This is a genomic window from Cognatilysobacter lacus (genome assembly GCF_008274655.1).
Lineage (GTDB): Bacteria > Pseudomonadota > Gammaproteobacteria > Xanthomonadales > Xanthomonadaceae > Cognatilysobacter > Cognatilysobacter lacus.
Map to the genome: position 1 here is coordinate 1 of NZ_VTRV01000085.1, position 11,897 is coordinate 11,897.

Below are 11,897 nucleotides of genomic sequence, written 5' to 3' on the forward strand. Positions count from 1 at the left end.
CGGGCACGCCGAACCCCGCGATCGCGGCCAGGATCAGCGACGCCACGACGAGCGCGGTCGCGCGCCCGCGAAGTGCACTCCGCTCAGGCATCCCGGCTCCGGTAGTACTCGCCGGCGTCGTAGGCGGCGGCATCGGCTGGCGGCGGCACCTGCACGAAGAAGCCGCGCGTGCCTAGCGCCTCGCGCAGCTTCGCCACGTCCACGCGTGCGAGGCGGCGCTCCGGCGTCAGCTCCACGTCGAGCACGAAGTCGAGCCCGCCCAGCTGCTCGCGCACCGGCGGCGGCAGCGCGTCGAACGCGTCGCGCTCGGCGAGGTAGATGTAGGTGTCGGCCTTGCGGAGGCTCTTGTAGACGTAGGCATGCATGGCCGATCCGGAGGGGCGTGGGAATGCGCCCCCGTTCGCAAGCATAGACGACGCCCGCGGCCGGTTTTGACGGATCCCTAATCTCCGCGGGCGCGCGTCAGTGGTAACCGCTATCGGCCGCCACCTTGCCCGCGAACACGCGATACGACCACCACGTGTAGCCGAGGATCGCCGGCAGCAGCACCACCAGCCCGACCATCACGAACATCTGCGAGGACGGCGGCGAGGCCGCGTTCCAGATCGTCAGCGACGGCGGGATGATGTGCGGCCAGATGCCGAGCACGAGTCCGGCGAAGCCGAGCACGAAGAAGCTGAGGGTGAGCAGGAACGGCGTGGCGTCACGCCCTTCCCGCAGCGCGGCGCGCCACAGCGCATACGCATTCGCCAGCGCCAGCAGCGGCACGGGCAGCAGCCACCAGAAATTTCCGTGCTCGAACCAGCGGGCCATGATCCGCGAGTTCAGGAACGGCAGCCACGCGCTGACCAGCCCCATGAAGGCCACGACCACCATCACCAGCGGGCGCGCCATGCCGCGCGCGAGGCGTTGCAGGCGGCCTTCGGTCTTGAGGATCAGCCACGTGCTGCCGAGCAGCGCGTAGCCGAACACCACCGCCACGCCGGTGAGCATCGAGAACGGGCTGAACCAGCCGAACGCGCCACCGAGGTACTTGCCCGCCGTGAGCGGCATGCCTTCCACGATCGAGCCGAGGATCACGCCCTGCGCGAATGCAGCGAACGTCGAGCCGAGGCCGAACGCCGCGCCCCAGAAGCGCTTGGCCCGCGTGGCCTTGAAGCGGAACTCGAAGGCGACGCCGCGGAAGATCAGCGCGATCAGCATCAGAAGCACCGGCAGGTACAGCGTGGACAACATCACCGCATACGCCTTGGGGAACGCCGCGAGCAGGCCGGTGCCGCCCAGCACCAGCCAGGTTTCGTTGCCGTCCCAGATCGGCGCGGCCGTGTTCATCATGTGGTCGAGTTCGGCCTCGTCGCGCGCGAACGGCGCGAGCACGCCGAGGCCCAGCACGAAGCCATCGAGCAGCACGTACATCAGCACGCCGAAGCCGATCACGCCGAACCACAGCACCGGCAACACGGTCGCGGCGCTCATGTGCGCGCCTCGCCGACGTCATTGCCGTCGAACGGCGAATCGACCGAAAGGGGCCGCTTCGCGCTGCGCTCGCCCTCGTCGCGGTCCGGGCCGGGATCATGCGGCACCGGTCCGGTCCGCACGAGCTTGCGGATGTACCAGATGCCCGAACCGAACACGATGCCGTACACGAGCAGGAAGGCGGTGATCGACGCGACGACGCTGCCGGCCGACAGCATGGGGCTGACCGCGTTCGCCGTGCGCAGCAACCCATAGACCACCCACGGCTGCCGGCCGATCTCGGCGACGTACCAGCCGGTGAGCAGGGCGACGAAGCCGGCGAACGTCATCAAACGCCAACCGTTGAGCAGCCAGCGCGTCTCGAACAGGCGTCGTCGACGCAACTGCAGCGCCGACAGCCACGCGATCGCCAGCATTGCCACGCCCAATCCGACCATTACACGGAACGAAAAGAACACGGGCGCGATCGGGGGACGATCCTCTCGCGCCACCGACTTCAGCGGGCGGATCTCGCCAGCCCAGCTGTGCGTGAGGATCAGCGATCCGATGCGCGGCACCGCGACTTCGTAGTTGTTGCGCTCGCCCTTCGCGTCCGGCAGCGCGAACAGCACCAGCGGCACGCCGGCGCCCGGTGCACCGCCTTCCCAGTGCGCTTCGATCGCGGCCAGTTTGGTCGGCTGGTACTCGCGCACTTCGAGCCCGTGCAGGTCGCCGACGAAGATCTGCGTCGGCACGGTGATCGCGGCGAACAGCACCGCCATCCGCAGCATCTTGCGCGCCGCGTCGACGTGTTCGCCCCGGCGCAGATACGCCGCGGCCACGCCGCCCACCACGAAACACGTGGTGATGAACGCCGCCAGGACCATGTGCGCGAGGCGGTACGGGAATGACGGGTTGAAGATGATCTTCGACCAGTCGGCGGGCTCGAACACCCCAGCCGCCGTCAACGTGTAGCCGGCCGGCGTATGCATCCAGCTGTTGGCCGCGATGATCCAGAAGGTGGACACCAGCGTGCCCAGCGCGACCATGCAACTGGCGAGGAAATGCAGTTTCTCCGGCACCTTCTTCGCGCCGAACAGCATCACGCCGAGGAACGTGGCCTCCAGGAAGAACGCGGTCAGCACCTCGTAGGTCATCAGCGGGCCGAGGATATTGCCCGCGCGCTCGCTCAGCACCGCCCAGTTGGTGCCGAACTGGAAGCTCATGACGATGCCGCTGACCACGCCCATGCCGAAGCTGATGGCGAAGATGCGCAGCCAGAAAAAATAGATGTCGCGCCAGACGCTGTCGCGCGTCTTCAGCCATCGCCATTCGCAGAAGGCCAGCCAGTTGGCGAGGCCGATCGTGAAGGCGGGAAACAGGATATGGAACGAAATCACGAATCCGAACTGGATCCGTGACAGCAGCAATGCATCCATCGAGGGCTCTCCCGTCGATCAGTGATCGTCAATTCGCCTGCGTATTGTGCGCCTGCAGCAGCGCCGCGTCAGGTGAGAACCGGGGGCCCCGTCATCGCGCCGCCGCGGGCGCGGCCGGTTGCCCCTGCGGCGCGACGCGGGCCGCGACCGCCACCCCAGCGGCCGTGCGTCGGCGGCTGTTACCCTCCGGCCACTTCGTTTGACGGACTTGCCGATGCGTCGCCAGCGTCTCCTCACCGCCCTGTTGCTCGCCGGGCTCGCGCCCCTGGCCCATGCGCAGACCACGCCGCGCATCAGCCTCGACCAGGCCATGTCGGATCCCGACTGGATCGGGAATTCGGTCGAACAGGCGTGGTGGTCGTGGAACAGCCAGTCCGCCTTCTACTCGCAGAAGCGCGAGGGTGCCTCGAGCCGCGACACGTTCCGCCAGCCGATCTCCGGCGGCGCGGCAACGAAGCTCGATGGCGCAGCGCGGGCGGACATCGATGGCAACGATGCCGTGATCGATGCGGCCGGCGCACGCATGGCGTTCTCCCGCGGCGGCGACATCTTCGTGCGCGACCTGAAATCCGGCGCGCTCACGCAGGTGACGCGCACCACCGCCGAGGAATCGCGGCCGCAATGGGGCCCGCAGGGCCAGCTGGTGTTCCGCGCGGGCAACGACTGGTTCGCGTGGCGCGCGGGCAACGGCGTCGCGCAGGCGTCGTCGCTGAAGACCGAAGACGATCCCGACAAGTCTAAGAAGGATGACGACCTGCGCGCACGCCAGTTGCGGCTGAGCGACACGCTGCGCACCGATCGCGAGAAGCGCGAGGCGGCGAAGAAACAGGACGAGGCGTGGCGCAAGGCGGATCCGACTGCCGCGCCGCCGACCGCCTACCTCGGCAAGGACGTCGAGCTGGTCGACAGCGCGCTCTCGCCCGACGGCCGCTGGCTGCTGGCCGTCACGTACCCCAAGGGCGCCGATCTCGGCCAGCAGGGCAAGTTGCCGCGCTACGTCACGGAGTCGGGCTACGAGGAAACCGAAGAAGCGCGCACGCGCGTCGGCCACAACGCCCCGGCCGCGCACTCGCTGTGGCTGGTCGACATCGCGACCGGCGCGGTGACGCAGCTCAAGTTCGATGCGCTGCCCGGCATCAAGGTCGATCCACTCGCGGAACTGCGCAAGAAAGCCGGCAAGAAGGCGCTCGAAGGCGCGCGCGACGCGCGCGTCGAAACCGACGGCGACGGCAGCGGCCCCGCGATCCACTGGAGCGACGACGGGCGCGACGCCGCGGTGCTCGTGCGCGCCGTCGACAACAAGGACCGCTGGATCGCGCAGGTGGACCTGGCGGCGAAGAAGCTGGTGGCGCGCGATCGCCTCACCGACCCCGCGTGGATCAACTGGAACTTCAACGACTTCGGCTGGCTGCCGGGCGCCGGCGGCCGCAACCGCCTGTGGTTCCTGTCGGAGAAGAGCGGCTACTCGCATCTGTACGTCAGCGACGCGCCGGGGCAGTCGCGCGCGATCACGTCCGGCTCATGGGAAGTGTCCGCGCCGGTACCCACGCGCGACGGCCGTCGCTTCTATTTCGACTGCAACCGCAACTGGCCGGGTGACTACGAGGTCTGCGCCGTCGATGCGAATGGCGGCGATGTGCACGAGGTCACCGCGCTCGACGGCGTCGAGGATTTCCGCCTCTCGCCTGACGAGTCGAGGCTGCTGGTGCGGCATTCGTCGGCCTACGTGCCGCCGCAGCTCGCGGTGGTCGACGTAGCCGGCGGCGGCGCCCGCGAGCTCACCGACACGCGCAGCGCGAAGTTCCGCGCCATCGACTTCATCAAGCCTGAAATCGTGAAGGTGCCCAGCAAGCACGGCGCGGGCACCGTCTGGGGCAAGTTCTACGGGCCGAAGGATTACGACCCCGGCAAGACCTACCCGATCGTGATGTTCGTGCACGGCGCCGGCTACCTGCAGAACGTGCATGCGCGGTATCCGACGTACTTCCGCGAACAGATGTTCCACAACGTGCTGGTGGACGCCGGCTATGTCGTGCTCGACCTCGACTACCGCGGTTCCGAAGGCTACGGCCGCGACTGGCGCACCGCGATCTACCGGAACATGGGTCATCCCGAGCTCGAGGACTACCTCGACGGGCTCGACTGGGCCGTGGCCAACAAGCATGCCGACCGCGCGCACGCCGGCATCTACGGCGGCAGCTACGGCGGATTCATGACGCTGATGGCGCTGTTCCGCGAACCCGGCGTGTTCAAGGCCGGCGCGGCCCTGCGCCCGGTGAGCGACTGGTCGCAGTACAACCACGAGTACACAAGCGACATCCTCAACACGCCGGAGCTCGACCCTGACGCCTACAAGGCGAGCTCGCCGATCGAATACGCCGCGGGCCTGCACGACAACCTGCTGATCGCGCACGGCATGAACGACGACAACGTGTTCTTCCGCGATTCCGTGATGCTCACGCAGAAGCTGATCGAGCTGCACAAGGACAAGTGGTCGATCGCACCGTATCCGCTCGAGCGCCACGGCTTTGTTCACGCGGATTCCTGGTACGACGAGTACCGACGCATCCGCGAGCTGTTCGCGGGCGCACTCGGCAAGTAAGCGCACCCGCCGCAGTCGGTCGTTGCGACGCCGCCCGCGGGCGGCGTCGTTGCATGCGCAGCCGATTAACCGCATGGCGGCGATAATCCCTGTCCGCGGCAGGCCCGCATCGTGACGCAGCCCATGCAAGACCTCGACGTCCTGATCATCGGCGGCGGTGCCGCCGGCCTCATGTGCGCGTTCACGGCCGCGCGCCGTGGGCTGCGCGTGGTCGTGGTCGAGCATGCGAACCGGGTGGGCAAGAAGATCCTGATGTCGGGAGGCGGACGCTGCAATTTCACCAATACCGGCGCCACGGCTGCGAACTACATCTCGGGCAATCCGCACTTCTGCAAGTCAGCGCTGGCGCGCTACACGCCCTGGCATTTCATCGACATGGTCGAACGCCACGGCATCGCGTACCACGAGAAGGAACTGGGCCAGCTGTTCTGCGACGAGTCGTCCAAGCTGATCGTGAAGATGCTGCTGGACGAATGCGAGGCAGCGAACGCGCGCGTGCTGACATCCTGCAGCGTGGAGCGGGTCGACGCGGAAGGTGACCGGGTATTCCGCGTCCATACGACGCTGGGCGCGTTCCGCACGCGGGCGCTCGTGGTCGCGACCGGCGGCCTGTCGATCCCGAGCATGGGTGCAACGGGCTTCGGCTACGAACTTGCACGCACCTTCGGGCATTCGCTGCGGCCCACGCGCGCGGGCCTCGTGCCGCTCACGCTCAGCGGCACGCACCAGCAGCGCTTCGCCGATCTCAGCGGCGTCGCGCTCCCCGTCACCGTGCAATGCAACGGCGCGAGCTTCAGCAACCAGATGCTGATCACGCATCGCGGGCTGAGCGGCCCGTCGATCCTGCAGATCTCCTCGTACTGGCAGCCCGGCGATGACCTCACTCTCGACCTGCTGCCGGGCCGCGACGCGCTCGAGGTGCTGGAAGCGCAACGCGCCGCGCATCCCGGCGCGCTGATGCACAACGTGCTCGCTGACGTTCTTCCCAAACGCTTCGCACAGCGCCTGTGCGAGGTCTGGCTGCCCGACCTTCCCGTCAAGCAGTACACGTCGACACAGCTTCGCGACGCGGCCGCGCTGCTTTCCCGTTTCCCGATCGTGGCGAGCGGCACCGAGGGCTACCGCACCGCGGAAGTCACGCTGGGCGGCGTCGACACCACCGAACTCTCGTCGTCGACCCTGGAGTCCAGGCGCGTCCCGGGCCTGCACTTCATCGGCGAAGTCGTCGACGTCACCGGCTGGCTCGGCGGTTACAACTTCCAGTGGGCCTGGGCCGCGGCCGACGCGTGCGGCAAAGCAGTCTGCGCGGTGTAGCCGGCGCGTTCAGATGCATGACTTCGCGCATCGGCGGTCGCGAAGGCAGAATACGGGGTGCCGCGCCCGGGGAGGCCGGCCCCAGCCCCAGGAATCCACATGTCACGGAATCAGATCCGCATCCTCGCGCTTGCCTGCGCGTTCGCGCTGTCGCCCGCCTTCGCCGCAACCGCTGCCGCGCCCGCGCTGCCCAAGGGCGCCAGCGCCGGTCCGTGCATGGAGGGCATCTGCGAATACCGCCTGGCCAATGGGCTGCGCGTGTTGCTATTCCCGGACGCCAGCCGCCCCACCGTCACCGTCAACATCACCTACGGCGTGGGCTCGGCATACGAGGGCTACGGCGAGACCGGCATGGCGCACCTGCTCGAGCACATGATGTTCAAGGGCACGCCGACGCACACCGACATTCCCGCCGAAATGAAGAAGCGCGGCGTCGCCTACAACGCGACCACCTCGCTCGACCGCACCAACTACTTCGGCTCGTTCCCCGCCGACGACGCGACGCTCGACTGGATGCTCGGCCTCGAGGCCGACCGCATGGTGCATTCGAACGTGGCGCGCAAGGATCTCGATTCGGAGATGACCGTCGTGCGCAACGAGATGGAGCGCAACGACAACAACCCCGGCAGCGCGCTCAGCGAGCGCCTGCGCGCGGCCGCCTACCAGTGGCACAACTACGGCCACAACACGATCGGCGCGCGCAGCGATGTCGAGAAGGTGCCGATCGAGCGCCTGCAGGCGTTCTATCACTCGTGGTATCGCCCGGATAACGCGACGCTCGTAGTCGCCGGCCACATCGACCCGGCGCGAACGCTGGTGCAGGTTGCCAAGGCCTTCGGTGCGGTCGCCAAGCCTGCCAGGCCGATGCCCGCCTTCTACACGGTGGAACCCACCCAAGACGGAGAGCACGAGGTGACGGTGCGTCGTCGTGGCGACGTGCGCATCGAAATGCTTGCCTACCACGTGCCCGGCGCGACACAGGCCGACAGCGCGGCGCTCGACGTGCTGCTCGACGTCCTGGGCGACACGCCGACCGGCCGACTGCACAAGGCGCTGGTCGAGGGCAAGCTCGCCGCCGGCGTCGGTGCTGGCACCGACGGCCTGCGCGATGCAGGCCTCGCCACGTTCTACGTCGCCGCCCCGAAGGACGGCGACAGCGCGAAGATCGAGTCGGAGCTGCTGCGCCTCGTCGAACAGGATGTCGTGCAGCACCCGATCACCGCGGATGAAGTGGCGCAGTCCAAGCAGCGCTTCGCCAACGCGTTCGAAAAGAACCAGTCGGACGTCAATGCGGTAGCGATGGGCCTGACCGGCGCGGTGGCCGACGGCGACTGGCGCCTCTTCTTCCTCGATCGGGATCGCGTCGCGGCTGTCACCGTCGACGACGTCAACCGCGTTGCGCGCGCCTACCTCAAGCCGAGCAACCGCACGCTGGGTCGCTTCGTGCCGACCGACGCGCCCGACCGCGCCGAGATCCCGGCCGCGCCCGACGCGGCGAGCGTTCTCAAGGGCTACACGGGACGTGCGGCCGTCGCTGCGGGCGAGGCCTTCGACCCGACGCCGCAGAACATCCAGGCGCGCACCGAAACGTTCACGATCGGCGACGGCCTGAAGGTCGCGCTGCTGCCGAAGGACAACCGCGGCGATACCGTCGTCGTCAGCGCGAACTTCCGCTTCGGCAATGTCGCCGCGCTCACCGGGGACCCGGACATGGCCGCCAGCCTCGCCGGCGCCATGCTGATGCGCGGCAGCAAGACACTCACCCGTGAGCAGATCGCGCAGCGCTTCGAGGCCCTGCATACCCAGGGCGGCGTCGGCGGCGGCCTGCAGGGCGCGACGATCGCGTTGAATTCAAAGCGCGACAACGTGGCAGACGCGCTCGCGCTCGCCGCAAGCCTGCTGCGCGAGCCGGCGTTCAACGAGGCCGAATTCGAGCAGTTGCGCCTGCAGGCGATCACCGGCATGCAGGCGAATGCGAAGGAACCCGCCCCCCTCGCCGGTGACGCGCTCGCCACGCACTTCGATCCGTGGCCGGCCGGCCATCCGCTTCACCACGACTCGATCGACGCTTCGCTGGCGCAGATCAAGGCGCTCAAGCTCGACGACGTGCGCAACTTCCACCAGCGCTTCTACGGCACGTCGGTCGGCGAAATCACCGTGGTCGGCGATTTCGACGCGAAGGCGATGCGCAAGGAGATCGAGACGCTGTTCGCGAACTGGAAGGCACCGACGCCGTACTCGCCGATCGGCACCCACTTCACCGATGTCTCGCCCGAGCGCAGGCAGATCGAGACGCCGGACAAATCAAGTGCAGTCGTGCTCGCGCGCTTGAACACGTCGCTGAACGACGCCGATGCCGACTATCCCGCGCTCGCGGTCGCCAGCTACATCCTCGGCGGCAGTTCGATGTCCTCGCGCCTTGGCGAGCGCATCCGCGGCAAGGAAGGCCTGAGCTACGGCGTGGGCAGCAGCCTGTCGGCCGACTCGAGCCCGACGGGTCGCGATGACGCCGGCTCGCTCAACATCCAGGCGATCGCCGCACCGCAGAACGCGGCGAAGGTGGAGACCGCGATGCGCGAGGAACTGGCGCGCCTGGTCACCGGCGGCGTGACCGAAGCCGAGCTCCACGATGCGGTGGCGGGCCTGCTTACCCAGCGCAAGCAGGCGCGCGCGTCCGACGGCAGCGTGGCCGGCATGCTCGGCGGCAATCTCTACCTTGGCCGCACGATGGACTTCCAGGCGAAGTTCGACGCCCGCCTGGCGGCACTCACCGTGGCCGACGTGAACGCAGCGCTCCGCAAGCACTTCGATCCGGCCAAGCTGAGCGTGTACGCGGCCGGCGACTTCACGAAGGCGGCGGCGAAGTAACAGGGCAGTCCGTCGCGACGGGCTCGACCCGCCGTCGCGGCATTGGATGCAGTTGCAGGACGCCGGCCACGCGCCGGCGTCTTCGCATCAGCGCCTCGGCCAGCCCGCGCGCAGTGCCCACAGGCCGGCGATGCCCGCGATCCAGGCGGCCGCCGGCACCGACCACAGGCTCGGCCCACCGGCGTCGCGTGAATACAGCAACGCGGCGACGATCATCAGCCCGGTACCGAGGATGGCGGCCACCGTGCGCCGCTGCATGCGCCGCACTTCGTCGACCAGGTGCGAAAGATCCTGCGAACGCATGCGCAGCTCGTGCCGGCCTTCCACCTGCTGCTTCAGCCACGCGTGCAGCAGGCGCGGCATCTGCGGTGCATGCGTGACGAGCTCCGGCAGGCGCGCGCGGAACTCGCGCGCGAGGCGCCCCGGGCTGTAGCGCTTGCGCAGGATCTTCTCCAGCACCGGCTTGGCGACGCCCCAGATGTCGATCTGCGGATCAAGCAGGCGCCCGACGCCTTCGATGTTGAGCAATGTCTTCTGCAGCAGGATCAACTGCGGCTGCAGCGTGAGTTCGTATTTCTGCGCCATGCGGAACAGCTTGACCATGACTTCCGCGAGCGGCACTTCCGACAGCGGCCGCGTGAAATACGGCTCGCACACGGCGCGCGCGGCGGCTTCGAGTTCGTCGATCCGCGTTTCTGCCGGCATCCAGCCCGCGTCGATGTGCAGCTCGGCGATGCGGCGATAGTCGCGGTTGAAGATCGCCATGAAGTTCTCGGCGAGCCAGTATTGGTCCTCGTCCGAAAGCTGGCCCATGATCCCGAAGTCCAGCGCGATGAAACGCGGATTCGCGCGGCGCGCGGGATCGATGTCGACCCAGATGTTCCCGGCGTGCGCGTCGGCGTGGAAGAAGTTGTCGCGAAATACCTGTGTGTAGAACAGGCGCACGCCCTTCTCGGCGAGTGCGCGGCGGTCGATGCCGGCTGCGTCGAGCGCGGCGATGTCATCCGACGGAATGCCGTAGACGCGTTCGAGCGTGAGCACGCGGTCCCCGGTATGCGACCAGATCACTTCCGGCACGTAGAGATCGTCGCTGCCGTGCCAGAAGCGGCGCAGCGCGCTGGCGTTGCCGCCTTCGCGCTGCAGGTCGAGCTCGGCGTCCAGCGTGTACTCGATCTCGTCCACCACCGCATGCGGCCTGATCTTTTCGGCGCGAGGATGCGTGCGTTCGACGACGCCGGCGAGCGCGCGCAGCAGTGCGATGTCCTGCGTGATCTGGCCGGCGATGCCCGGCCGCAGCACCTTGACCACCACTTCGCGCTCGCTGCCCGGCAGCGTCGCGGCGTGCACCTGCGCGATGGAGGCCGAAGCGAGCGGCGTGATGTCGAAACTGGCGAACGCCTCGGTGACCGGACGACCCAGTACCTGCTCGACGATCCCGCGCGCGACATCGCCGTCGAACGGCATCACCCGGTCCTGCAGCAGGGCGAGCTCGTCGGCGATGTCGAGAGGCACGAGGTCGCGCCGCGTGGACAGGATCTGACCGAACTTGACGAAGATCGGCCCGAGTTCCTGCAGCGCCAGCCGCAGGCGCGCGCCGCGCGGCATGGCTTCGACCTCCGCGGATGCGCGCGGCACGAACGGCCGGCCGAGCCGCAGCCAGCGTTCGCTCGGCGTGCCGTCGAGCAGCGAATCGAGCCTGTAGCGCAGCAGCACGCGGCCGATGCGCCAGGCCCGCAGCACCGGCGTCACGCGCGGCGCCTCATGCGCAGGCGTTCGATTCGCGCGGCGATGCGCTCGACATCGTCGCGCAGGGTATCGACGTCGTCATAGAAGGCGCCGAGCTCGTCGCGGGCGACCACGTCGTGCGTCTCGTGCTGGACGAAGTCGGCGGTGCTGGTGGCGAGCGCGCCCGCGGCGTCGCGGGCGGTCTGGAACGTGGTCGCGAAAAGCTGCGCGATCTGCACGCCGACGATGTCGCCGAAGGCCGCCACGAACGGCTGCTGCCAGTCCGGATCGAACCGCTCGGCGAGGCGTTGCAGGCGGCGCGCGAGGTCGGCATCGCCTTCGATCCGGAGCTTGCCGACGGCGGGCGCGTCGTCGCGACGCATGAAGGGCAGCTGCGCGATCAGGCCGCCGAGGGTGGCGCGCACCGAGAGGTCGGGTTCCGGCGCGCCATCGACCGGGCCGACACACAGGCGCTCGCCTTCCACGTGCACCTG

At 68.4% G+C, this 11,897-nt stretch carries 8 protein-coding genes; 3 read left to right on the forward strand and 5 right to left on the reverse strand.

Going from position 1 to position 11,897, the window contains the following annotated elements:
• Window positions 1-83: 83 nt before the first annotated feature.
• From FW784_RS08805 to FW784_RS08815, 3 genes are all read right to left on the reverse strand, one after another.
• Window positions 84-365, reverse strand: a complete 282-nt coding sequence (locus FW784_RS08805; protein ID WP_149352978.1) for a YcgL domain-containing protein — start codon at window positions 363-365, stop codon at window positions 84-86.
• Window positions 366-462: 97 nt separating this feature from the next.
• Entirely contained in the window at window positions 463-1,476 is a 1,014-nt protein-coding gene (gene cydB / locus FW784_RS08810; RefSeq protein WP_149352979.1) for a cytochrome d ubiquinol oxidase subunit II, read from the reverse strand.
• Entirely contained in the window at window positions 1,473-2,894 is a 1,422-nt protein-coding gene (locus tag FW784_RS08815; protein WP_149352980.1) for a cytochrome ubiquinol oxidase subunit I, read from the reverse strand. The genes cydB and FW784_RS08815 overlap by 4 nt, the downstream gene beginning before the upstream one ends.
• A 214-nt stretch (window positions 2,895-3,108) precedes the next feature.
• Here FW784_RS08815 and FW784_RS08820 point away from each other — a divergent pair, with 214 nt between their 5' ends.
• From FW784_RS08820 to FW784_RS08830, 3 genes are all read left to right on the forward strand, one after another.
• A complete protein-coding gene (locus FW784_RS08820; protein ID WP_149352981.1) occupies window positions 3,109-5,496 on the forward strand; it encodes a S9 family peptidase in 2,388 nt (795 codons plus the stop codon).
• Between the two features lie 123 nt (window positions 5,497-5,619).
• Window positions 5,620-6,810 (forward strand): BaiN/RdsA family NAD(P)/FAD-dependent oxidoreductase, encoded by a 1,191-nt coding sequence (locus tag FW784_RS08825; protein WP_149352982.1) that lies wholly within the window; start codon window positions 5,620-5,622, stop codon window positions 6,808-6,810.
• Window positions 6,811-6,909: 99 nt separating this feature from the next.
• The gene (locus FW784_RS08830; RefSeq protein WP_149352983.1) at window positions 6,910-9,678 is read left to right on the forward strand and encodes a M16 family metallopeptidase; all 2,769 of its coding nucleotides are present in this window, start codon (window positions 6,910-6,912) and stop codon (window positions 9,676-9,678) included.
• 87 nt (window positions 9,679-9,765) lie between these two features.
• Here the strand turns inward: FW784_RS08830 and ubiB are convergent, their stop codons facing one another.
• Together ubiB and FW784_RS08840 are read right to left on the reverse strand one after the other, a co-directional pair.
• The gene (gene ubiB, locus FW784_RS08835) at window positions 9,766-11,427 is read right to left on the reverse strand and encodes a ubiquinone biosynthesis regulatory protein kinase UbiB (protein ID WP_149352984.1); all 1,662 of its coding nucleotides are present in this window, start codon (window positions 11,425-11,427) and stop codon (window positions 9,766-9,768) included.
• Window positions 11,424-11,897: ubiquinone biosynthesis accessory factor UbiJ (locus FW784_RS08840; protein WP_268890899.1), on the reverse strand; the 474-nt coding region annotated here is incomplete at its 5' end. The genes FW784_RS08840 and ubiB, both read right to left, overlap by 4 nt.